Genomic DNA, 22,046 nt, shown 5'->3' on the forward strand with positions numbered 1-22,046 from the left:
CCTAGCCGAGCACCCGGCGGGCCAGCGCGACGTGGAACCGCGCCGACACGAGCAGGTCATCGACATGGATCCGCTCGTCGGCGTTGTGGAACCCCGCGGCGAGAACCTCGGCCGGAGTGGTGCGGAAGGGCGTGAAGCCGTACGCCGCCGTGCCGGCCACCGCCCGCAGGTGCACCGAGTCGGTGAAACCGGTGCACAGCACCGGCACGACCAGCGCGTCGTCCCCGTCCTCGGCGAGGCACGCCGCGACCGCCTCGGGCAGCGTCCCGGTCGCGGGGGAGCTGCTGCCGGGGACCATGGCCTCGCAGAACTCGAGGTCGTAGCGCACGTCGTCGCCCAGCCGGGAGCGCACCGCCTCCAGCACCTCCTCGGCCGTCGTGCCGGGGAGGGTGCGGCAGTCGAGCTCGACCGAGGCACGAGCGGGCATCACGTTGCGGGCCGTCGCGGCCGCCAGCACGGTGGGCGCCATGGTCGTGCCGGGCAGGCACGGCAGCTGGTGGCGCAGCGCCGGGTGGAGGCGGGAGGCCTCGTCGAGGTCGGCGGCGAGGTCGCCGACCGGGCGGCCGAGCAGCACCTCGAGCGTCGCGGCCACCTCGGGGGAGTGGACCGGGTCGGGCATGCCGACCCCGATCCGGCGGATGAGCTCGGCGAGGTGGGGGACCGCGTTGTCGCCGACGTCGGGGGTGGACGCGTGGCCGGCCTCGCCCAGCGCCACCACCCGGACCGGGCAGGTGCCCTTCTCGGCGATGGCGAAGGTCTGGACGGTGCGGCCGTCGGTCAGGGGCAGCCGCTCACCCGCGCCCTCGTTGAGGGCCATCGTCGGGCGGATGTCGGGCCGGTTCTCGAGCAGCCAGCGCATGCCGACGTCGGCCCGTCCGTCCTCCTCGTCGGCGACCGCGAGGAACCAGAAGTCGCCCCGCGGGCGGAACCCCTCACGGGCGAGGGTCGCCATCGCGACCGCGCGGGCGGCGACCTCGTCCTTCATGTCGATCGCACCGCGTCCGTAGAGCCAGCCCCCGTCGTCCACGACGGCCTCGAAGGGTGGGTGCGTCCAGTCCTGCCCCTCCACGGGGACGACGTCGGTGTGGCCGACGTACGCCAGCGACGGTGCGTCCGGGTCGGTGCCCGGGATCCGGGCCACCAGGTTGGCGCGCGCGGGATCGCGTGCGACGAGCTCGCACTCCACGCCGGCCGCGGACAAGTAGTCGCGCAGGTAGTCCGCGGCCAGGGACTCGGTCCCCTCGAAGCCGTGGTTGGTGGTGTCGAGCCGGATCAGGTCCCGGGTCACCTCGAGCACCTCGTCGTGCAGGTCGCTCACCGCTCCTCCTCAGTCATCTCGAGCCGGTCCAGCAGCCAGGCGTACACCTCGGCCTCGTAGCGCAGGTGGCCCAGCCTGCCGGACGGCCCGACGTGGGCACCGGCCCCCACCTCGCACCGGAACAGGCAGCGGGGCGACCACGCGGGGTCGCTCGCGCGGAGGGCGGCCACCCACTTGGCAGGCTCGCGCACCATGACCCGCGGGTCGTGCAGCGCACCGGTCACCAACAGGTCAGGGCGGACACCGGCGGGCGGCAGGTTCTCGTAGGGCGACCAGGCGAGCATCGCGTCGAACTCCTCGCGCACCCGTGGGTCACCCCACTCCTCCCACTCGGTGATCGTCAGGGGCGTGGCCTCGTCGAACATCGTGGTGACCACGTCGACGAACGGCACCTCGGCGACGACGGCGGCCCACCGGTCGGGACGCTGGCTGAAGACCGCGCCCTGCAGCAGCCCGCCCGCACTCAGGCCCCGGGTCGCGATCCGACGGGCGTCGACGAGACCGGCGGCGGCCAGGCCGTCGGCGACGGCGACGTGGTCGTCGAAGGTGCGCTGCTTGCGGTCGAGCTTGCCGGCGAGGTACCAGGCGTTGCCGCCCTCGCTGCCGCCACGCACGTGCGCGTGGACCCACACCACGCCGCGGTCGAGCAGCGACGGGAGGGCGGGGTCCCACTCCGGCTCGAAGGTGTAGCCGTAGGCGCCGTAGCCGTAGAGGACCGCGGGCGCCGTGCCGTCGAGCGGCGTACGCCGGTGTCGCATCACCGAGGCCGGGACCAGCGTGCCGTCCGCCGAGGGGAACTCGTAGCGCTCGGTGACGTAGTCGGCCGCGACGTAGCCGGGGGCCTCCCGGCGCAGCACCTCCGTCGACGCCCCCGTGGCCAGGTCGACGTCGCTCCACACCGGCGGGGAGAGCCACGCCTCGTCCTCGACGGTGACGGCAGTGGCGTCGTAGTCGGTGTTGCGCGCCAGGTGGACCCCACCGCCCGACATCGTGCTGGCGACCTCGATGCCGCGCCCGGCGAGGTCGTCGTGACGGACCAGTCGCAGGAGGTGCTGGCCGCGGGTGCGCACCGACAGCACCACCCCGTGGGCGAACGCGTCGGCCTGGATCAGGTGCTCGTCCGCGTCCTCGGGCCGGGCCTCCTCCCAGCTGGTCCAGTCCTGGCCGCCCGGCCCCGGGACCGGCGCGGTCATCAGCCGTCCCTCGACCCGGTCCTCCGCGACGACGAGCAGGCCCTCGCCGTCGGGCGTCCGGCGGTGCTCGACCCGGTAGCGGATGCCGTCGCGGCGGCCGCCGGTCGAGCGGGGGGCGGACTCGGGCTGGTGGGCGTCGACCAACCAGGCCTCGGCCGAGGTGTTGCTCTCGGCCCAGATCACCACCCAGTCGCCGGTGCGGGCCTGGCGGAGCCGCAGCTCGAAACGGGCGTCGGGCTCCTCGAGGACGAGCACGTCGTCGGCCACGGGGGTCCCGAGCCGGTGCCGCCAGACCTGGTGGGGACGGTAGGCCTGGTCGTGGACGGTGTAGAAGAACCACCGGGAGTCGGCGCTCCACGCTCCGCCGTAGTAGGTGCGGGGAACCTCCTCCTCGAGGTCCTCACCGGTGGTGAGGTCGCGGAACCGGAGGCGGTAGACCTCGTTGCCGGTGGTGTCCGCCGAGTAGGCGAGCAGGTTCTCGTCCGGGCTGACGAGCGTCAGACCGAGCTCGAGGTAGTCGCTGTCGGTGCGCAGCGAGGCGACGTCGAGCAGCACCGTCGGTCCGTCGACGGCATCACGGATTTCGTCGGATTCAGCCCCTTCGGGCAGTGATTCTCCGGGTGTCGCTACCCGATCGTTACGAAATTCCCGCATAATCCGGGGGTAATCGCTTCCCTCGGGCGTGCTCGTGTAGTACGAAAAGCGCATCCTCCTCCACCGGGGAGACAACTCGGTCGCGGGGAGGCGGGCCGACATCTCTGCCGTGAGGCGCTCAGTCAGGGAGTCCAGATGAGCAACCGATCCGTCGTACCAGGCCCGTTCCGCCGCCAGGTGGGCCAGCAGCTCGGGCGACTCCTGGTGCATCCACCAGTAGGGGTCAGGGCGGCTCACGCCGTGCTGCCGGTGCTCGTGGGGCTCGCGGGGCGCCGTGGGCGGAACCGCGGGATGGGGCGTCACGGCGGACAACGTACTCGCCACCGCCTCGTCGCGGTGACCGGTCTGGTCCTCGCCCTCTTGGCTCCGGCCGCCGTCCTCTCGTCGGCCACCGCTGCGGAGGAGGAGGTCACGTTCACGGTCGCACTGGACAACGAGGTCGACTCGTTCAACCCGTTCCTCGGCATCGAGGTCGAGTCGTTCGAGATGTGGGGTCTCATGTACGACTCGCTCACGACCTACACCATGGACGACCTGACTCCCGCGCCGTCGCTGGCGACCGAGTGGGAGAGCTCGGAGGACGGGCTGACGTGGACCTACACCGTCCGCGACGACGTGACGTGGTCCGACGGTGAGCCGCTGACCGCGCAGGACATCGCCTACACGTTCGGACGCATCGTCGACGGGGGTCCGGAGCGGGCGACGTGGGGCAGCTTCCTCGGCGGTGTCGAGTCCGTGACGGCCCCCGACGACACCACGGTCGTGCTGGAGCTGAAGCGGCCGAGCTCGGTGCTGCCGGCGCTGCCGGTCCCGATCGTGCCGGAGCACGTGTGGACCGACGTGTCGGAGGAGCAGGTCAAGGCCTTCTCCAACGAGCCGGAGGACGGGGAGCCGGTCGTGGGGTCCGGACCCTTCCGCCTCGTCGAGGGCACGGCCGGCGGCTCGACGTACCGGTTCGAGGTCAACCCGGACTACTGGAAGGGCACGCCGCACCTCGACGAGGTCGTCTTCCGCGTGTTCAAGTCCGACGACGCCGCCGCCCAGGCGCTGCTGAAGGGGGAGGTCGACTTCGTCGAGGACCTCTCCGCCATCCAGGTCCGGGCCCTTGAGGGGCGCGACGGGATCACCGCCGTCAACGCCGAGTCCGCCGGCTTCGACGAGATCGCCTTCAACGCCGGTTCGGTCGACCTCGAGACCGGCGAGCCGATGGGTGACCCGAACCCCGCGGTGCTCGACCCCGCGTTCCGCTACGCCCTGGGGTTCGCGGTCGACCGTGAGCAGATCGTCGAGAAGGCCTACCAGGGAGCGGGGACGCCGGGGTCGACGATCGTCCCTCCGGCCCTGCCCGCCTTCCACTGGGAGCCGCCCGAGGACGACGCGTTCACCTTCGACCTCGAGCGTGCGGCAGAGCTGCTGGACGAGGCCGGCTACACGGTGGGGGACGACGGCTTCCGCACACTGCCGAGCGGGGAGCCGATCGGGACGCTGCGGCTCTTTGCCCGCAGCGACTCGAAGGTCTCGACCGACGTGCTGACGTTCTTCCAGGAATGGCTCTCGGAGATCGACATCGATGCCGAGGTCCGGGCTGTCGAGTCCAACAAGCTCACCGACATCATCCTCGCCGGCGAGTTCGACGTCTTCGAGTGGGGCTGGTTCCTGGACCCCGACCCCGACTCGATGTTGTCGTACATGACCTGCGACCAGCGGGGCAACTGGTCGGACACCTGGTACTGCGACGAGGAGTGCGACCGGCTCTACGAGGAGCAGAAGAGCGAGTCCGATCCGGATGCGCGTGCGGAGATGGTCCAGCGGATGCAGGAGATCCTCTACTACGACGCGCCCTACCTGGTGACCGCCTACAGCACCATCGGAGAGGCGTGGCGCAGCGACCGGTTCGCCTGCATGCGGCCGCAGCCTGACCCGGGCGGCGTCTACCTCATCCAGGCCAGCACCTACAACTACCTCCACATGCGCCCGGCGTCGGAGGCGGAGGAGTGCGCCGGCGAGGACGGCGTGACCCAGGCGTCCGACGCCGCCGGCGATGACGGCCCGGGCACAGGGCTGGCCATCGGCGCCGGCGCGGGACTGCTGGTGCTCCTCGGGCTCGGTGCCGTCGTGATGCTGCGGCGTCGCGCCACGGTCGAGGACCGGGAGTGACGGTCGGCGCCGTCACCGAGGCGCCGACCCCGGTCGCTGCGCCGCCGCGGCGCGGGCACGGGTTCGGCGGCTACGCGCTGGGCAAGACCCTCGGCGCACTCGGGAGCCTGGCATTCATGCTCGTCGTGAACTTCTTCCTGTTCCGCGTCCTGCCCGGCGACCCGGGACGCACCCTCGGACGGGGCCGGTTCACGACCCCCGAGCAGCTCGAGGACTTCAACCGGACCTACGGGCTGGAGCAGCCCCTCCCGCAGCAGTTCCTCACGTTCCTGCAGAACACCTTCACCGGCGACCTCGGCATCTCGTTGCGCTACCGCGTCCCCGTCGCCGACCTGATCGTGGACCGGATGTGGCCCACGCTGCTGCTGGTCGGGACGGCGACCCTGCTGGCCACCGTTTTCGGGGTCTGGCTCGGCATCCTGGGTGCCTGGCGCCGGGGCAGCGCGTTCGACCGGATCGGGACGGGCTCGTCCCTGACGCTCTACTCGATGCCGGAGTGGTGGCTCGGCCTCATGCTGATCGCCGTCTTCGCCGTGGGCGCCGGGCCGATCCCGGGACTGTTCCCGACCGGCGGGCTCGTCTCGCCGGGGGTCGACCCCACCTCGCCCGCGGGCGTGGTCGACGTCGCCTGGCACCTGACCCTGCCGGTGCTGACCCTCGCCCTGGCCTACCTCGCCGACTACGCGCTCATCATGCGCAGCTCGCTGCTGGACGAGATCGGCGAGGACTACCTGGTCACGGCGCGCGCGAAGGGGCTGCGCGACGTGCAGGTGCGCAACCGGCACGCCGTTCGCAACGCCCTGCTGCCGACCACCACGCTCATCGCGCTCAACATCGGGTTCGTGGTGACGGGAGCGATCACCATCGAGACCGTCTTCTCCATCCCGGGCCTGGGGCTGCTGGCCACCGAGGCCCTGGAGGTGCCGGACTACTGGGTGCTGCAGGGCACCTTCCTGGTCGCGTCGGCGGCGGTGATCGCGGCGAACCTGGTGGCGAACCTCGTCTACGGACTCCTCGACCCGCGGGTGCGGGCATGAGCACGACGTCGGCGGCTCCCAGCGCCCGCCAGCTGGCTCGCCAGCGGCGGCGCGAGGCCTGGGGTCGCGGCTGGCGCCAGTTCCGGACCCACCGCTCCGGCCTGGTCGGCCTCGTCGTCCTGACGATCTTCCTGGCCATGGCAGTCCTCGCGCCCTGGCTCGCGGACGCCGAGGGCCTGGAGGTCACCAAGGCCACCGGCGGGGTGCTCGAGCCACCCTCGGGCGACTACTGGCTCGGGACCGACGACAACGGCCGCTCCGTGCTGACGCTGCTGATCTGGGGCTCCCGGGTGTCCCTCTTCGTCGGTCTGCTGGCCACCGCCATCTCGATGGTCATCGGCACCCTCGTCGGCCTCATGTCGGGCTACTTCGGGGGCAGGGCGGGAGCGGTGCTGTTCCGGCTGACGGAGTGGTTCCTGGTGATCCCCTTCCTGCCGTTGGCCATCGTCATGGCCACCGTGCTGGGCCCCTCGCTGCTGACGATCGCGTTCGTCATCGGCGTGACCTCGTGGCCGGGGACCGCGCTGCTGATCAGGAGCCAGACGCTGTCGATCAAGGAACGCGCGTACCTCGAGCGGGCACGGGTGCTCGGGGCCGGTCGCTGGCACCAGATGAGTCGACACATCCTGCCCAACGTGATGCCGATGGTGTTCGCCAACACCACGTTGACCGTGACCATCGCGATCCTCGCCGAGACGACGCTGAGCTTCCTCGGTCTCGGCGACCCGACGCGGATCTCGTGGGGCAGCATGCTCGAGGACGCCTACACCCTGGGGGCGATCACCACCGGGTCGTGGTGGTTCATCATCCCGCCCGGTGTGTGCGTGGTGCTCGTCGTGCTCAGCTTCACGGTCATCGGACGGGCGCTCGAAGAGGTCCTCAACCCCCGGCTCAAGGAGCGGTGATGGCCGAGAGCCTGCTGCAGATGGAGGAACTGACGGTCACCTACCGCACCAGCGGCGGCGACGTCCCCGCCGTGCGGGGGGTGGACCTCAGCGTCGCGCGCGGGGAGGTCGTCGGCGTCGCGGGGGAGTCGGGGTGTGGCAAGTCGACGCTCGCCTCGACCGTGCTCCGCCTGCAGCCCCGGTCGGCCACTGTCTCCGGCCGGGTCCTCGTCGAGGGCCGTGACGTGCTGACCATGGGCTGGGGCGAGCTGCGGGCCCTCCGTTGGGCCGGCGCCTCGATCGTCTTCCAGGGAGCCCTGCACTCCCTCAACCCCGTCCAGCGGATCGGCCACCAGCTCGCCGAGCCGATCCGTCTCCACGAGCCCTCCCTGTCCGACGAGGAGCTCCGCCGTCGGGTGGGGGAGCTGCTCGAGCAGGTCGGCCTCGCGACCTCACGGGACCGGAACTACCCGCACCAGCTCTCCGGTGGGCAGCGTCAGCGCGTCATGATCGCGATGGCACTCGCCTGCCGCCCCGACCTCGTCATCGCCGACGAACCGACCACGGCGCTGGACGTCATGGTGCAGAGCCAGGTGCTGACCGTCATGTCGGACCTCGTCCGCGACCTCGGTGTGGGCATGCTCTTCATCAGCCACGACCTCTCGGTGCTGGCCGACCTCTGTGACCGCATCCTCGTGATGTACGCCGGTCGGCTGGTCGAGGTCGGCGCGGCCGGCGAGGTCTTCGGCGAGCCGCTCCACCCCTACGCGGCCGCGCTCTCCGCGGCCTTCCCGCGGATCGGTGACCGGGCCGCCCGCTACGCGCCGGCCGGCCTCGGTGGCGACCCGCCGGACCTGCGGTCCCTGCCACCGGGGTGCTCCTTCGCTCCCCGGTGCCCCCGCGTCGTCGAGGCCTGCCGGGCGGCGGAGCCGCCGCTGGAGCAGCATGCGCCGGGGCGCGCGGCCGCCTGCATCCGGGTGGGTGAGCCGTGACCGGCGGCGTGAGCCTGACCGGCTCCGGCCTGGTCGTCGAGTTCACCCCGCGCGGGGGTGGCGTCGCCCGGGCCCTCGACGGTGCCGACGTACGCCTCGACGCGGGGGAGATCGTCGCCCTGGTCGGTGAGAGCGGGTCCGGGAAGACGACGCTGGCGCGGACCCTCCTCGGCCTCGAGCGACCCACCGCCGGCGAGGTGCGCTTCGACGGGCAGCCGCTGGACCACTCGACCCGCGGGCTGCGGGCACTGCGTCGACGGGTGCAGATGGTGCTGCAGGACCCGGCAGGGGCGTTGAACCCGCGCCACACGGTCTACGAGTCGGTGGCCGAGGGGCTCCGGCTCCACGGCCTGGTCGCCGCGGACCCGGAGGGTCGGAGCGAGAGCGCGCTCGTGGCCGCCGCACTGTCGGACGCCGGGCTGCGGCCCCCGGAGAGCTTCTTCCTGCGCTACCCCCACGAGCTGTCGGGCGGGCAGCGCCAGCGCGTGCTCATCGCGGGGGCGCTCGCCATCGGGCCCGACCTGCTGGTCGCGGACGAACCCGTCTCGTCGCTGGACGCCTCGATCCGCGGGGAGATCCTGGCGCTGCTGCTCTCGCTGCGCGAGCGGCTGGGGCTCGGGGTCCTCGTGGTGACCCACGACCTGGGCCTGGCCTGGAACATCGCCGACCGGATCGCGGTCATGTACCTCGGCCGGGTCGTGGAGTCCGGACCGACCGAGGAGGTGCTGCAGCGTCCGCAGCACCCCTACACCCAGGCCCTGCTCTCCGTCGTGCCGGAGATCGAGCGCCTCGAACCGGTCGTCCTGACGGGCGAGATCCCGGACCCCACCCGGATCCCGGGTGGCTGCCGGTTCCACCCCCGGTGCCCCGCGCTGGCCGAGGGTCGGGCCGAGGCCGCCGGGGTGGCCGAGGCGTGTCGAGGCGAGGCCCTGCCGGTGCTCCCCGCCGACCCGACCGGTCACCAGGTCGCCTGCCACCTGGCGTCGGTGCTGAGCCGGTGAACGGCCGGATGCCGGTCGTGTGGTCACCGGCCACCCGGCGGCACGACCCCCGTCACGAGGTCTGGCTCGGGGTCGCCACTCCCGCCGTCGAGGTGGCCGAGCGCGTGGACGCGATCCTCGACGCCGTGGGTGACCGTGTGCTCGTCCCCGCCGGACCCCTCGCCGGGGACCTCCTGGCGACCGTGCACGAGCCGGCGTTGCTGGACTTTCTCGCCACCGCCCACGAGCGCTGGGTGGAGGCCGACTACGACGACGAGGTCGGCCAGGACCGCGTGACGCCCTACTTCTTCCTCACCCCTGCCCTCACCGGCGGGATGCCGGTTCGCGACCCCGCTGCCCTGCACGGACTCACCGGCCGGTTCTGCTACGACACGATGACGCTGGTCGGACCAGGGACCTGGGAGGCTGCGGTGGCGGCCGCCGACTGCGCGGCCACGGCGGCGAGCCTCGTGCTGGACGGGGCGCCGGCGGCGTACGCCCTGAGCCGTCCACCCGGCCACCACGCGACCGCGGCCGGCTACGGCGGTTCCTGCTACCTCAACAGCGCCGCCGTGGCCGCACAGGCGCTGCGCGACGGGGGTCGCGAGCGGGTGGCGGTCCTCGACCTCGACGCCCACCACGGCAACGGCACGCAGGCGATCTTCTGGGAGCGTGGCGACGTCCGCTACGGGTCGCTCCACGTCGACCCGGCGGCGGGTTGGTTCCCCCACGTCCTCGGGCATGCGGGGGAGACCGGCGTCGGCGACGGCGTCGGCGCGACGCGGAACCTGCCGCTCCCTCCGGGCACCGGGGACGACGCGTGGCTGGTCGCCGTCGACGACCTTGCCCGCTGGGTGGCGGAGTGGGGTGCCGACGGTCTGGTGGTCTCGCTCGGCGTCGACGCGGCCGCCGACGACCCGGAGAGCCCGTTGGCCGTGACCGCCGCCGGGTACGCCGGTGCCGGCCGGCGGCTCGGTGGGCTCGGGATCCCGTCGGTCGTCGTGCAGGAGGGCGGCTACCACCTGCCCACGCTCGGGACCCTGGTCGCCGCCTACCTCGACGCCCACGACGGCGCCTGAGGAAAACCTGGGCGCGCCACCCCTCCGGATCTCCTTCTCAGGGCGTACTCCCGTGTGAGGCTGGGAGGAGACGACCATGAGCACCGACATCGACCTGCGCAGCGCCCTGCGCGACCTCGCCGACGACGCCCCGTCGCAGGTTCTCGTCGCCAGCGAGCTCTGGCGCGACGGCACCCGACGGCACCGCCGCCGCCGGACGCTGGGGACCGCGCTCTCCCTGGTCGCCGCACTGGTCGTCGGAGCGGCACTGGCCGGCGGCCCCTGGACGTGGCGCGAGCCTGACCCGGTGGACTCGCCCGACGGGGCGCTCTCGATCCCTCGGACCATATATCCGCCCGACGAATGGGCACCCAGCGTGGCGGAGGCGGGCGCGCCGGGGCCGTTGGCCGTCGTCGCCCACTCCTTCCGCACGAGCGCGGCCGGCTTCGGTGGTGGCGTGTCGACCGACCTGGAGGTCTTCGGGATCTCCGCCGCGGACGGCCGCGCCTACTTCCTCGACCTCGTCGGCGAGGCCGTGCTCTCGCCCGACGGCCACCGGGTCGCTGTCGGCCGGCAGCGGGCCGAAGCGCGCGCGGCGGGACGCACGAGCAGGGACGGCTGGGACGTCTACGACGCCGTCACGGGAGGGACGACGGCGGTTCGGGTACCCGACGGGGGCCGGTCGCTGTCCGACGTGCCCGATCTCCCGATGTTCTCCGGAGATTCCCGCCACTTGATGGCCGCCGTCAAGCAGGCCAGCGGCCAGAGGGTGCTGATGGTGTGGGACCTCGCCACCGGACGGCACCGCGTCGTCGCGCGGGCGAGCTCGGTCGGTGTCGTGGGGACGGACGCCCGCGGCTTCGCCTGGACCGACGGCCGGTCGACCCTGACGCGGCTGGACCCGGTGTCCGGGTCGACGACCTCCGAACGGCTGGGTTCCGGAGCGCTCCTCGACGTCGCCGTCGCCGACGACGGCCGGGTGGCGTTTCTGTCGCTGGAGGACGGTCGCCGACTTCTCGTCGACGACGGATCGGGTGCTGAGGAGGTATCGCTGGACGGACAGCCCGCCGGAGACATCCAGGGGTGGGCGGGTCCGCAGCACCTCGTGGTCGACGCGCGGGAGGCACTGCGGGTGGACGTGAACACCGCAACGGTCGAGCCGCTTGGTCTCGACGAGTCGCAGGTCCAGGGCAGCCCGAGCTACGCCATCGACCTGTTCGCCGACCCGCTCGTCGCCGGCGTGCCGCAACCGGACCACCGGGACCCGCGCTGGTGGTTCTGGTGGTGGCCGTGGAACCTGCTGGCCGCACTGGTGCTCCTGTGGCTGGTCGCCCGCACGGTCGGCACCGTCAGGAGACGCCGTGCGCGGGTCTGACGCTCGCTTCGAGGAGTACGTCGCGGCCCGGCAGGGGGGCCTGCTGCGCACGGCGTACCTGCTCACGAGCAACCACCACGACGCCGAGGACCTCGTCCAGGCCGCCCTGGTCAAGGTGGTGCCGCACTGGGCGCGGATCCACGGCGACCCCGATCCCTACGTCCGGCGCGTGATGGTCCGCGAGAGCATCTCCCGGTGGCGGCGTCGGCGGTGGCGCGAGCTGCTCACCGACGACGTCCCGGAACCGGCGGGGGAGGCCGAGGAGCCGACGCTGCGCGTCGACCTCCGCCGCGCGCTCGACGGCCTGGCGCCGCGTCAGCGCGCCGTGGTGGTGCTGCGCTACCTCGAGGACCGCACCGAGGCCGAGACCGCCGACATCCTCCGGGTCTCGGTCGGCACCGTGAAGTCGCAGACGCGCGACGCCCTGCGACGGATGCGCGAGCGAGCGCCCCACCTGGTCACCGAGGAGCCGGCGGGATCCGGCACGCTGGTGACATGATCGTCGCCTTCAGCCTCAGCCCCACCGCCGCCGACGACTCGGGTTCGGTCTCCGAGGCGGTGGCCGCGGCAGTCCGGGTGGTCAGGGAGTCTGGCCTGCCGTGCGAGACCAACGGGCACGACGGGACTCCGCCGGGCGAACACCACTACTACGTGGAGTCGTCGTCGCCCTGATGGGCCTCGTACTCAGCGGCCACCGGTCCGCTCGATGACCCTCAGCGCTGTCACCGGCCAGGGCTGGGTGGCCGAGGGCGGGTCGAGACCGACGATCTCGCGGGCACGTACTATTCCCGATAGAGCCTTATGGGAACGGGAAGGGCCCGGGATTGTCGGATTCGTCGCCCCACCGTGGACCGACGAACGGGGTGACGTCGGGGGTGAACGGGATCCGCTTGGACGCGGCGAAGGCGGCCAGCATCTGGTGTGCGCGCCCAACCGACGAGTAGAACTGCTGCTCAACGTCGAACACAAGAGTCTCCATCGCATCATCGGGGGTCCCCGAGCCGACTCGCGCAACCATGGAGCGCCGATAGCCGATCCCGCTAGCAACGCCGGACCAGAACTCCAGGACCAGGACCCCGGTGTCCTCCTCGGTCCAGGCAGACATCGTGACGTAGTAATGACCCTGGATGCCGCCAGCCAAGCCTGACGCGCTTCCTTCGGCAAGCCACTCAAGGACCGCGTGTCGATCGACTGCCGAGTACACGGGCCGCATGTTGGCTCTTCCGCAGTTCGCACCGAATGCGGCTGACAGTTCCTTGAGGACGTGGTCACGAATCACCGGATCTGCACCGCCCAACCCGGTTCGATGACTGCATCACTGGTGTATCCATTGGGGAGCACATACTCGATGCCGGAACCGAGGTGTACCCATCGCGGCCCCAGTATCGTGTCGACCCTGCTCGGATCTATCCAGATCGCGTGGTCGCGCAGGAGATCTGGACGGGGCAACGCGAGGTACGAGTTCAGTTCGCTGGATGTGTAAGCGGTGGGGGTGACGAATGTCGGACCCGGGTGAGAGTTCTCGTGAACCCCGGTCGCGGCCACGTAGCGAAGCAGTGCCCTGCCCGCGAGTTCTGTGGCGACCTCGGCGCCGCTTCTGGAGGGCAGCTCGTCCAGTGGCACGTGAGCAGCGCTCAGGATCTTCAGCAGCATTCGACTGTCTTGAGTCGTTGTCATCCAGGCGCATGTCATACCTGCACTCCTTCGCCCCCGACGGCAGGTGACTGAAGCGTAGGTCACACCGAGGCGTGCGTGCATCCTCCCGGATGCTTGATCTGGCACCACGGACGAATGGCTGGCCGGGGGTTCCCACTGCCTCGCCCCACTCGCGGGGCCACCCCACCCCCTCGGTGTCGCGGCTGGCGGGTCGGGCTGGCTGCCTCCGGGTCGGGGCCGCTACGGGACCGCTAGTGCGGCTGGAGGCAGGGGCCCGGGGTCGGGGTCCGGCAGGCCGCTGGCTGCGCTCCTAGTGGCTTCCCGAAGGCCGCTACGAGGCTGATCCGACACGGCCGGGGAGGGGGCCGCATAGGCTCTGACCTGCCCTAACGATCCTTTACCTACCTAAAGTCTCAGTGGAGTGGGATGAGGTGATGGCTGTCGTGAAGCGAGCCGTCGACGTCGTCGCCGCCGCCTCGCCCCGCGTGGGCCTGGTGCTCAAGGCCGACATCCGTCCCGGCTACGACGGTCAGCTGACCGCGAAGGTCGAGCGGGTCGAGCACCACCTCGCCGACTAGCTCCCCCGCTGGAAGCTCAGCGGCACCACTTCCGCACGGTCTTGCGCAGGGCCGGGAGATCGACGCCGGTGTCGAGGGCGTGGGCGTGGGCGTGGGCGTGGACGTCACCGTCCCGGCCGCGGAAGAGGTTGAAGGTGCTGGCTCCCCACCAGGCGAGCCAGCCACGGGGAGGCTCGCAGGCCGAACGGCTCGCGCCCGGACGCCTCCGCCCGCTGACCTTCCGCATCGAACTCCGGAACAGGTCGCTGACGCGCCTCCTCGTCCGTGGTCGCTGCGCCGTTGTCGTCGATGTCGTCGAGCAGCCACTCCATCTCGGCGATCTCCTTGACCTGGGTGTCGCTGATCTGACTGGCCAGCTCCTCGACGCGGACGTCTCGCAGCTCCGCGCGCTCGCTGGTCAGGATCGCGATCGAGTGGTGCGGGATCATTCCCTTCATGTATGCCTCGTCCTGCACGAGCGTCTGGCTTTGCGAGAGGAAGAGCGCCAGGCTGCCGGCGGCGAGGGCTGTCCCGATGATCACGACGTTGACCTTGGTGTTCTGGTACATCGACCCCCACATGAACGAGAGCATGATGATCGCCATGGCCGACCCCATGAGGACAGCCATGTAGATGCGTTCCTCGCTGACGTGCGCATGGTCGATGCTGAAGAGGTTGGTGTAGGTCAGGAGGAACATGGTGAGTGTGGACGTGGCGATCATGAGGCCGAACCGCACGTAGGCGCGTCCTGCTCCGTTCCCGCCGTGGCGCTGGTGGGCGTCGTTCGACGTCATCTCGTGGTGCTGGTCAGACATGTTCACCCTTTCCGGATTGTCGAGCGAAGGTCTCTCAGTGCCGACATGTCGCCCGCCGATGATCGTGGGATGACGCTCATCGAACCGTCGGTCTCCAGGACGACCGCCGCCACCGACCCGAGGTCGCCTTGACCGCTGCCGCGGACGGCTTGTCGCAGTTCGCCCTCAGCGACCCGAGTGCGTCTCAGAGCGGTTTGGTCCACCTTCCCGTCACTCAGGAGCAGGGTGGGGCGGGCCGTGATGGCCGCGTGGCCTCCCGGGACCCACGCGGACACGCCAGCCGCCAGGAACTGGAGGACGACGAGGGCGACCAGAGCCGCCACACCCTCCGTCCAGGCCACCGTGCTGTTGAGCAGGACCGTCGCCAGCGTCGACCCGAGTGCAACGGTCACGACCAGGTCGAACGCGTTGAGCTTCGCGAGGGTGCGCTTTCCTGACACCCGCAGCAGCACGAGCAAGCTCAGGTACGTCGCGCCCGCGACCAGGACCACGCGCACGATCTGGGACCAGGAGTCGAACCACATCTACCTGCCGTACCCAGGCCCGGGCAAGATACGTGAGCGACCGGAGGAGGGGCATGCTCTCGCTCCCTCTGCGCGCGGGACCCGGCGGGGCTCACCACCTCGCCGACCAGCTCCCCCGCTGGAGGCTCAGCGGCACCACTTCCGCACGGTCTTGCGCGAGTGGTCGGTCTGGACGAGGCGGATGCCCGCCGCGTTGGCTCGGCGCACGGACTTCTTGCGGTTGAGCTGCACCGAGGCCACCCGGATCCCGGCCGCGCGCAGGTCAGACACCAGGCCAGGGTCGAAGTGGGCGGGTGGCAGCGCAGCGAGCGCGACGCCGGTGTCGACGGCGTGGGAGAGGATGTCGCTGTCACGGCCCTTGTAGCGGTGGAAGGTGCTCGCGGCGGGGAACTGGTTGCGCATCGCCTTCTCAGCCCCGGCACCCCCGAAGTAGACCTTGGAGGGCTTGGGGTGGGTCTGCGCCGCGTTCCAGAGCGTCTGGAGCCCGTAGTCGTCCCACGCGTCGCGGTAGCGGGCGTAGGAGTTGATGGTGACCATGATCGACGACTTCGTGCGGGCCGCTTCCGTGATCAGCCGCCGCGTCGTCTCCACGCGCCGGCCGAGCACGTAGCGCTTGCGCCGGATCTGCTGCAGGGTCAACCCCTCCACACGCGCCCGCGTGGCACCGCCCGAGGTCCGCTCGAGCGTCGAGTCGTGCACGGCGACGACCTTCTGGTCCGCCGTGACGCGGGCGTCGATCTCGGTGAAGCCCCACTTGGCGTTCCGACGCACCCCGCGCACCTGTTCCTCGGTGCCCTGGTAGATGGCCCGGTGGGCGATGTTCTGGCAGGCCCGTGCCGCCTCCGCCGGCACAGTCGGCACCGTCAGGATCCCTGCTGTCAGCACAGCCGCCGCCGCGGCACTCCTCGCACGCGTCATGATCTTCCCCCGTTGTGGTCCCCCGTGCCCCCTCCCGACAAAGGGGGGCGTTGCGGCACCGTAAGCCGCGGAGGCGGGGCGGCGCGTCACCCAAATGGTCTAGACGCGTGCACGGATCGCGCCTGAGGCGGACGTGACACCATCGGGGCATGGACTCGGAGACCCGCCGATACCGCACCGGGGACAGCGAGGAGGTCCGCGACCTCACGCAGGACTGCACGGCGTACGTCGAGGGGCGCGGTGACGGACTGCTGCACGTCTTCGTGCCGCACGCCACCGCCGGCCTCGCGATCATCGAGACCGGCGCAGGCAGCGACGACGACCTGCTCGCGGCTCTCGGCGACCTGCTGCCGGCCGACGACCGGTGGCAGCACCAGCACGGCAGCCGGGGCCACGGACGCAGCCACGTCATGCCGGCGTTCGTGCCGCCCTCGGTGACGGTTCCCGTGCTGGACGGCCGGCTCACCCTCGGCACCTGGCAGAGCATCTGCCTGGTCGACCTCAACGTCGACAACCCGGACCGGGAGGTCCGGTTCTCCTTCCTGCCGGGCTGAGGTGCTGCACCGGTCCGCAGGTCGCCACGGCCGACGGTCGTCGAGCTGTGCGATCAGCCGGGAAACTCGGCCACGAACACGTGCCGGCCGCCGGCGAGCGACTGAGCCGTGATGAGGAGCCGCCGCTCGACCTCGGTGTCGTCGGCGCGCAGCACCGGCACCGTGATCTCCTGCCCCAGCAGGGGAGCCCGTCCGTTGACGAGGAACATCGTGAATCCCGCGATGTGAGCCTGGTGGAAGCGCTCCGGGATGATCGAGAGCAGTCGCCGGCCCACGAGGTCGGCGGCGTCGTCGTAGCCCAGGAGGTCGAGCGCAGACCGGCTGACGGCGACGATGGCGTTGAAGTCGTCGGCGGCGACGACAGCCCGGTCCGAACGGGAGAGCTCGTCCGGGCTCCAGTGATCCGCCGGGATCGGGGTGCGCGCTGGCGGCGCCTCGGTGGACAGGGTGTACCACGGCGCAGCGTCACCGCCGGCCGCCTGGCTCCTGACCTGTCCGCAGATCCACCGGCGCAGCGACTCGATCTCGGGCTGGCTCGGCGGGGCCAGCAGGCGCCCGGAGTCGGCGAGGTGGACGGCCTCGTTCATCAGCACGTCGAGGGCCTCGAAGCTGGGGAGCGACGTCCGGGGCACCTCGATGACCAGCCGCGGCTCGGAGATGTCAGGCTCGATCGCGTTGGCCATCACGCCGGCTGGCTCCATCCCGATGTGGGGGACCGGCACCTGGTCCTCGAGGATGCCCAGGGCGTCGCTGGCCCGGGCGTGCTCCGTCAGCGCGTCGAGCCCCGCGTCCAGCCGCACGAGCATCAGCTCGCGCAGCAAGGCGGAGGCGTGCTCCTGCCACGCCTGGTGCATGAGCAGCGGCATCCGGAGCAGCTCGACGGAGACCCGCTCCTGCTCGTACGGCGCGGGCTCGTCGTCGGCGAGGTCGAGGTCGTCGGCCTCGGGGTCCTCGCTGATCTCGAACCACACGACCTTGCCGATCGGGGAGGCGTGCGCTCCCCACCGTGACACCAGCTGGTCGACGAGCCGCAGGCCGCGCCCGGTGGAGGCCGACGGGCCGAAGTCGCGGGGATGGGGCAGCCTGCTGCCGCCGTCCTCGAGCTCGAACCGCAGCCGGCGGTCGGCGGCCAGGATCCGCAGTCGCATCGCCGTACCGGCGTGGACGAGGGCGTTCGTCACGATCTCGCTGATGGCGAGCTCGGCCGCCTCCAGGAGCTCGTGCTGACCACGTCCCGCGACGACCTCGCGCACCAGACGGCGCGCGCGCCCGGCGCTGGTGGGTTCGGCAGGCAGCTCCTCGTCCGCCTCCACCTCGGTCGTCACACGGCCCATCCTTCCTCCCACGGGGGCCCAGCGAAACCACCCCCGCCGGTTGGACACTCAGATCGAACAGGTGTTCGACGCCGCGGTAGGCTGGGACGGTGAACGTCGCCCCACCGGGATGGCCCCGCGAGGTCCGTCCCCCCGACACCCCGGACTGGGAGACGACCGCCGCCAGCTGGTTGCTCGACCTCTGCCCGGCCGACTACCGGCGCTACGCCGGTTTGCGTCGACACGTCGTGGTGCTGGCCCGGTTCGCGGTGCTCCACGTCGACGCCGGTCTCGCGGCCTGCCGGCGGGGGCTCAGCGAGGCCAGGGCCGACCTGGGCCAAGTGGCCGAGCCGGCCGTGGTGGACGCGGCGATCCAGACCTTCCAGCTGGAGGAAGCCCGCCTGCTCGCGGCCCGTCGTGCCGTCGGTCTGGTCGAGGAGGCACTGCGGGGTCGGCGCTACGTGGCGCGGCTCTGACGCCCAGGCGGGCGGTCGCGGGCACGCGGGGAGTGCCCACCGGCGCCCGGAGACCCGGGTACGGTCGAGCCATGACGCGACCCGTGGTCCTCGTCGCCGGCGCCGGTCCGGGCGTCAGCGGCTCGCTCGCCCGGACGTATGCCCAGGACGGTCACGACGTCGGGCTGCTGGGTGCCGACGAGGAGGTGCTCGCCACCCTCGCCGCCGAGCTCGGCGAACGGGGCGCGGTGGTCGAGCACGTGGTCGCCGACCTCACCGACCAGACGGCCACCAGGGCGGCGGTGACGCGGATCGGCGAGCGCTTCGGCCACCTGGAGGTGCTCCACTTCAACCCGAGCGCCTACCGCGAGCGGGGTCCGCTGGAGCTGACCGTCGCCGAGCTGCTGGAGGACGTGACGCTCGGTGTCGGCGCCCTGCTGACCGTCCTGCAGGCTGCCCGCCCCTTCCTGACGGCCGGCAGCCGGGTCACGGCCACGGGCAGCATGGCCGCCGACCGACCCGACCACCGCGTCGCGTCCCTCGGAGTCCAGAAGGCCGGGCTGCAGAACCTCGTCCGCAGCATCGACGCCGCCCTCGAGCCCGACGGGATCCGTGCGGTGTCGGTGACGGTCCGGGGGTCCCTGTCGCGCGAGGGTGCCTTCACGCCCGACCGCGTCGCCGAGGCCCTGCACGCGGCCGCCCACCAGGATCCCGCCGCCTGGCGCAGCGAGCTCGCCTATGAGGGCTGAACCGCAGCACAGGTTCGCGAGTGTGGCGGTCCTCGACGACCACGGGCGCGTCCTGCTCCAGGAACGGGACGAGCACGCTCCGGTGGACCCCGACCGCTGGGGACTCCCCGGTGGTGCCCTCGAACCCGGCGAGGACTACCGCGACGCAGCAGTGCGGGAGCTCGCCGAGGAGACCGGGCTCCGGGTGGGCCGCGACGAGCTCGAGCACCTGGGGCGGACCCGCTACCACGCCGAGTCCTGCGGCGGGCTCGACGAGTTCGAGCTCTACCTCGCCCGGTCACCGGCCTCGGATGCCGACGTGCGCTGCGGCGAGGGACGGCAGATGGTGTTCGTCGACCGCGACCTGCTGTTCGACCGCGACCTGCTGCAGGCGGCCCGGCTCCAGCTGCCGGACGTGGTGGACTCGCCGACCTACCTCGGCCGGTTCGGTGGCCGACCCTCGCGCCGGTTCGCCGGCGTCGTCCTCGTCGACCGGAGCGGAGCGCTGCTGCTCCAGGAACGCGACGAGCACCCGCGGATCGACCCCGAGAAGTGGGGACTCGTCGGCGGGCACCTCGACGACTGCGAGGACTTCCTGACCGGGGCGGTGCGCGAGCTCGAGGAGGAGACCGGGGTGGAGCTGACCCCCGACGAGCTCACCCTCCACGGCGAGTACCGCGTCGACCACCGCGACGCCTACGGCAGTGTCGACCGGATGCGGGTCTTCGCCGCCGCCGCCGACCTGACCGACGCCGACATCGACTGCCGTGAGGGTCGACAGATCGTCTTCGTCGACCCCGCCGCCGTCGCCACTCTCGACCTCACCGCCGCGGGGTCCGTCGTGCTGCCGGCGTTCCTCCGCTCCGGGCTCTACGCCGCACTCCGGGGGTGAGCCGCCGTGGCTGGGTCGGGCGCCCGCGCCACGTCTAGACTCGCTCCCCATGGGCCACCTCGAGTCGATCGCGTCGCCGCGTGACCTGCGCGACCTCACGTCCGACGAGCTGACGGCACTGGCCAGCGAGATCCGCGACTTCCTGGTCGAGACCTGCTCGCGCACGGGCGGGCACCTCGGTCCCAACCTGGGCGTGGTCGAGCTCACCCTGGCCGTGCACCGGGTCTTCGAGTCGCCGCGCGACCGCATCGTCTTCGACACCGGCCACCAGGCCTACGTCCACAAGCTGCTGACCGGCCGCCGTGCGGGCTTCGACAAGCTCCGCCAGGAGGGCGGCGTCAGCGGCTACCCCAACCAGGCGGAGTCCGAGCACGACATCGTCGAGAACTCGCACGCCTCGACCGCGCTGTCCTACGCCGACGGCCTGGCCAAGGCGTTCACCGTCCGGGGCGAGGACCGCCACGTCGTCGCCGTGATCGGCGACGGCGCCCTCACCGGGGGGATGGCCTGGGAGGCCCTCAACAACATCGCCGTCGACACCCGGAGCCGGCTGGTCATCGTCGTCAACGACAACGGCCGGTCCTACACGCCCACCGTCGGTGGTCTCGCGACCGCGCTGACGTCGCTCCGCACCAACCCCCGCTACGAGCACTTCCTCGACCTCGTGAAGCGACGCCTCAACGCCGTGCCGGGTGTCGGGCCGGCCGCCTACGACGTGCTCCACGCCATGAAGAAGGGGATGAAGGACGCGATCGCCCCCCAGGGCCTCTTCGAGGACCTCGGGCTCAAGTACGTCGGCCCGGTCGACGGACACGACCAGGCAGCGATGGAACAGGCACTCTCGCAGGCGAAGCGCTTCGAGGGACCGGTCATCGTGCACGCCCTGACCCGCAAGGGCTTCGGGTACGACGCGGCCGAGCAGCACGAGGCCGACCAGTTCCACTCGCCGCGCCCCTTCGACATCGAGACCGGCGAGGAACACCCCGTCGGCGGCATCTGGACCGACGTCTTCGCCGAGGAGATGGTCCGGATCGGCGAGCGTCGACCGGACGTCGTCGCCATCACCGCGGCGATGATGCACCCGGTCGGGCTCCACCACTTCGAGGCCCGGTTCCCCGAGCGCACCTTCGACGTCGGGATCGCCGAGCAGCACGCGGCCACCAGCGCCGCCGGGCTCGCCATGGGTGGGCTCCACCCGGTGGTCGCGATCTACGCCACCTTCCTCAACCGGGCCTTCGACCAGGTGCTGATGGACTGCGCCCTGCACCGGTGCGGCGTCACCTTCGTCCTCGACCGGGCCGGGGTCACCGGCGACGACGGCGCGAGCCACAACGGCATGTGGGACATGTCCGTGCTCCAGGTCGTCCCCGGCCTCCGGCTGGCCGCACCCCGCGACGCCAGCCGCCTGCGCGAGCTCCTGGGCGAGGCGATCACGGTGGACGACGCCCCGACGGTCGTCCGGTTCCCGAAGGGCCCCCCGCCGGCGGACCTGGAGGCCGTCGACCACGTCGGCGGCGTCGACGTGCTGCTGCGCAACGGCACCCACGACGTGCTGATCGTGGGCATCGGGTCGATGGCCACCACGGCGGTCGACGTGGGGGAGCGGCTGGTCGCCCAGGGGATCGGCGCGACCGTGGTCGACCCCCGCTGGGTCAAGCCCGTCAACCCGGCCCTGGTCGAGCTCGCGCGCGACCACGCGCTGGTCGTCCACCTCGAGGACAACGGCCGCGTCGGTGGCTGCGGAGCCGCGCTCCTGCAGGAGCTCAACGACCAGGGCGTGACCACCCCGATCCGGGTGCACGGCATCCCCCAGGAGTTCCTCGACCACGCCAAGCGGGCTGCCATCCTGGAGCGGATCGGCCTCGACCCGCAGACGCTGGCCCGTGGCATCGTCGAGGAGATCGCGACCGGCGTGGACGCGCCCACAGCAGGTCCGCCGGCGGTCGACGCCGAGCGCTGAGGCCCGTGGTCCACGCCGTAGGATCG

General features: G+C 71.8%; 22 protein-coding genes and 1 pseudogene. 15 read left to right on the forward strand and 8 right to left on the reverse strand.

Features of this window, described 5'->3' with window-relative positions:
- Position 1: 1 nt before the first annotated feature.
- Positions 2-1,318: a M20/M25/M40 family metallo-hydrolase gene (locus tag K6T13_RS08160; RefSeq protein WP_222897983.1), complete on the reverse strand. Its 1,317-nt coding sequence runs from the start codon at positions 1,316-1,318 to the stop codon at positions 2-4.
- Positions 1,315-3,489 carry a prolyl oligopeptidase family serine peptidase gene (locus K6T13_RS08165; protein WP_346729106.1) on the reverse strand — a complete coding sequence of 725 codons (2,175 nt, stop codon included), beginning with the start codon at positions 3,487-3,489 and terminating at the stop codon, positions 1,315-1,317. Before K6T13_RS08165 ends, K6T13_RS08160 begins: the two co-directional genes overlap by 4 nt.
- Positions 3,490-3,501: 12 nt before the next feature.
- Here K6T13_RS08165 and K6T13_RS08170 point away from each other — a divergent pair, with 12 nt between their 5' ends.
- The 9 genes and pseudogenes from K6T13_RS08170 to K6T13_RS08210 all read left to right on the forward strand — a co-directional run.
- Positions 3,502-5,322 carry an ABC transporter substrate-binding protein gene (locus tag K6T13_RS08170; RefSeq protein ID WP_222897985.1) on the forward strand — a complete coding sequence of 607 codons (1,821 nt, stop codon included), beginning with the start codon at positions 3,502-3,504 and terminating at the stop codon, positions 5,320-5,322.
- Positions 5,319-6,359: an ABC transporter permease gene (locus K6T13_RS08175; protein ID WP_222897986.1), complete on the forward strand. Its 1,041-nt coding sequence runs from the start codon at positions 5,319-5,321 to the stop codon at positions 6,357-6,359. Before K6T13_RS08170 ends, K6T13_RS08175 begins: the two co-directional genes overlap by 4 nt.
- Positions 6,356-7,264 carry an ABC transporter permease gene (locus K6T13_RS08180; RefSeq protein WP_222897987.1) on the forward strand — a complete coding sequence of 303 codons (909 nt, stop codon included), beginning with the start codon at positions 6,356-6,358 and terminating at the stop codon, positions 7,262-7,264. The genes K6T13_RS08175 and K6T13_RS08180 overlap by 4 nt, the downstream gene beginning before the upstream one ends.
- Positions 7,264-8,235: an ABC transporter ATP-binding protein gene (locus tag K6T13_RS08185; RefSeq protein ID WP_222897988.1), complete on the forward strand. Its 972-nt coding sequence runs from the start codon at positions 7,264-7,266 to the stop codon at positions 8,233-8,235. The genes K6T13_RS08180 and K6T13_RS08185 overlap by 1 nt, the downstream gene beginning before the upstream one ends.
- Complete coding sequence (locus K6T13_RS08190; protein ID WP_222897989.1) at positions 8,232-9,236, forward strand: ABC transporter ATP-binding protein; 1,005 nt, start codon at positions 8,232-8,234, stop codon at positions 9,234-9,236. Before K6T13_RS08185 ends, K6T13_RS08190 begins: the two co-directional genes overlap by 4 nt.
- A complete protein-coding gene (locus K6T13_RS08195; RefSeq protein WP_222897990.1) occupies positions 9,233-10,294 on the forward strand; it encodes an arginase family protein in 1,062 nt (353 codons plus the stop codon). The genes K6T13_RS08190 and K6T13_RS08195 overlap by 4 nt, the downstream gene beginning before the upstream one ends.
- 76 nt (positions 10,295-10,370) lie before the next feature.
- Entirely contained in the window at positions 10,371-11,648 is a 1,278-nt protein-coding gene (locus K6T13_RS08200; RefSeq protein ID WP_222897991.1) for a TolB-like translocation protein, read from the forward strand.
- Positions 11,635-12,147: a SigE family RNA polymerase sigma factor gene (locus K6T13_RS08205; protein WP_222897992.1), complete on the forward strand. Its 513-nt coding sequence runs from the start codon at positions 11,635-11,637 to the stop codon at positions 12,145-12,147. Before K6T13_RS08200 ends, K6T13_RS08205 begins: the two co-directional genes overlap by 14 nt.
- A pseudogene (locus K6T13_RS08210) lies at positions 12,144-12,260 on the forward strand (thiamine-binding protein); the annotation flags it as partial. The gene K6T13_RS08205 and the pseudogene K6T13_RS08210, both read left to right, overlap by 4 nt.
- A gap of 187 nt (positions 12,261-12,447) precedes the next feature.
- On the opposite strand, the gene K6T13_RS08215 reads toward K6T13_RS08210, so the two are convergent.
- Both K6T13_RS08215 and K6T13_RS08220 read right to left on the reverse strand, forming a co-directional pair.
- Positions 12,448-12,852 (reverse strand): hypothetical protein, encoded by a 405-nt coding sequence (locus K6T13_RS08215; RefSeq protein ID WP_222897993.1) that lies wholly within the window; start codon positions 12,850-12,852, stop codon positions 12,448-12,450.
- A 71-nt stretch (positions 12,853-12,923) separates the two neighbouring features.
- A complete protein-coding gene (locus K6T13_RS08220; RefSeq protein WP_222897994.1) occupies positions 12,924-13,301 on the reverse strand; it encodes a hypothetical protein in 378 nt (125 codons plus the stop codon).
- A 419-nt stretch (positions 13,302-13,720) separates the two neighbouring features.
- On the opposite strand from K6T13_RS08220, the gene K6T13_RS08225 reads away from it, so the two are divergent.
- Entirely contained in the window at positions 13,721-13,882 is a 162-nt protein-coding gene (locus K6T13_RS08225; protein ID WP_430228184.1) for a thiamine-binding protein, read from the forward strand.
- 104 nt (positions 13,883-13,986) lie between these two features.
- On the opposite strand, the gene K6T13_RS08230 is transcribed toward K6T13_RS08225, so the two are convergent.
- The 3 genes from K6T13_RS08230 to K6T13_RS08240 form a co-directional block, all read right to left on the reverse strand.
- Positions 13,987-14,676, reverse strand: a complete 690-nt coding sequence (locus K6T13_RS08230) for a DUF305 domain-containing protein (RefSeq protein WP_249424004.1) — start codon at positions 14,674-14,676, stop codon at positions 13,987-13,989.
- Positions 14,677-14,678: 2 nt separating this feature from the next.
- Positions 14,679-15,200 (reverse strand): DUF421 domain-containing protein, encoded by a 522-nt coding sequence (locus K6T13_RS08235; protein ID WP_222897995.1) that lies wholly within the window; start codon positions 15,198-15,200, stop codon positions 14,679-14,681.
- Positions 15,201-15,326: 126 nt separating this feature from the next.
- Entirely contained in the window at positions 15,327-16,061 is a 735-nt protein-coding gene (locus K6T13_RS08240) for a glycerophosphodiester phosphodiesterase (RefSeq protein WP_222897996.1), read from the reverse strand.
- A 206-nt stretch (positions 16,062-16,267) separates the two neighbouring features.
- On the opposite strand from K6T13_RS08240, the gene K6T13_RS08245 reads away from it, so the two are divergent.
- The gene (locus K6T13_RS08245; RefSeq protein WP_222897997.1) at positions 16,268-16,672 is read left to right on the forward strand and encodes a secondary thiamine-phosphate synthase enzyme YjbQ; all 405 of its coding nucleotides are present in this window, start codon (positions 16,268-16,270) and stop codon (positions 16,670-16,672) included.
- Positions 16,673-16,725: 53 nt separating this feature from the next.
- Here the strand turns inward: K6T13_RS08245 and K6T13_RS08250 are convergent, their stop codons facing one another.
- On the reverse strand, positions 16,726-17,997 hold the full coding sequence (locus K6T13_RS08250; protein WP_222897998.1) for an ATP-binding protein: 1,272 nt from the start codon (positions 17,995-17,997) through the stop codon (positions 16,726-16,728).
- 98 nt (positions 17,998-18,095) lie between these two features.
- Between K6T13_RS08250 and K6T13_RS08255 the strand changes: the two genes are divergently transcribed.
- The 4 genes from K6T13_RS08255 (at position 18,096) to dxs (ending at position 22,020) form a co-directional block, all read left to right on the forward strand.
- Entirely contained in the window at positions 18,096-18,461 is a 366-nt protein-coding gene (locus K6T13_RS08255; protein WP_222897999.1) for a hypothetical protein, read from the forward strand.
- A 71-nt stretch (positions 18,462-18,532) separates the two neighbouring features.
- Positions 18,533-19,189 carry an SDR family oxidoreductase gene (locus K6T13_RS08260; protein WP_222898000.1) on the forward strand — a complete coding sequence of 219 codons (657 nt, stop codon included), beginning with the start codon at positions 18,533-18,535 and terminating at the stop codon, positions 19,187-19,189.
- Entirely contained in the window at positions 19,179-20,060 is an 882-nt protein-coding gene (locus K6T13_RS17430) for an NUDIX domain-containing protein (RefSeq protein ID WP_283247953.1), read from the forward strand. The genes K6T13_RS08260 and K6T13_RS17430 overlap by 11 nt, the downstream gene beginning before the upstream one ends.
- A gap of 49 nt (positions 20,061-20,109) precedes the next feature.
- Positions 20,110-22,020 (forward strand): 1-deoxy-D-xylulose-5-phosphate synthase, encoded by a 1,911-nt coding sequence (dxs, locus tag K6T13_RS08270; protein ID WP_222898001.1) that lies wholly within the window; start codon positions 20,110-20,112, stop codon positions 22,018-22,020.
- Positions 22,021-22,046 lie beyond the last annotated feature (26 nt).

Origin of the sequence: Nocardioides coralli, from assembly GCF_019880385.1 — a bacterium.
In the GTDB taxonomy this organism is placed as follows: domain Bacteria; phylum Actinomycetota; class Actinomycetes; order Propionibacteriales; family Nocardioidaceae; genus Nocardioides; species Nocardioides coralli.

Bases quoted from the DNA above. Each gene is read 5' to 3' on its own strand.
- K6T13_RS08220 (WP_222897994.1), bottom strand. From the start codon at position 13,301: ATGCTGCTGAAGATCCTGAGCGCTGCTCACGTGCCACTGGACGAGCTG.
- K6T13_RS08185 (WP_222897988.1), top strand. From the start codon at position 7,264: ATGGCCGAGAGCCTGCTGCAGATGGAGGAACTGACGGTCACCTACCGC.
- K6T13_RS08235 (WP_222897995.1), bottom strand. From the start codon at position 15,200: ATGTGGTTCGACTCCTGGTCCCAGATCGTGCGCGTGGTCCTGGTCGCG.
- dxs (WP_222898001.1), top strand. From the start codon at position 20,110: ATGGGCCACCTCGAGTCGATCGCGTCGCCGCGTGACCTGCGCGACCTC.
- K6T13_RS08245 (WP_222897997.1), top strand. From the start codon at position 16,268: ATGGACTCGGAGACCCGCCGATACCGCACCGGGGACAGCGAGGAGGTC.
- K6T13_RS08260 (WP_222898000.1), top strand. From the start codon at position 18,533: ATGACGCGACCCGTGGTCCTCGTCGCCGGCGCCGGTCCGGGCGTCAGC.
- K6T13_RS08230 (WP_249424004.1), bottom strand. From the start codon at position 14,676: ATGTCTGACCAGCACCACGAGATGACGTCGAACGACGCCCACCAGCGC.
- K6T13_RS17430 (WP_283247953.1), top strand. From the start codon at position 19,179: ATGAGGGCTGAACCGCAGCACAGGTTCGCGAGTGTGGCGGTCCTCGAC.
- K6T13_RS08200 (WP_222897991.1), top strand. From the start codon at position 10,371: ATGAGCACCGACATCGACCTGCGCAGCGCCCTGCGCGACCTCGCCGAC.
- K6T13_RS08180 (WP_222897987.1), top strand. From the start codon at position 6,356: ATGAGCACGACGTCGGCGGCTCCCAGCGCCCGCCAGCTGGCTCGCCAG.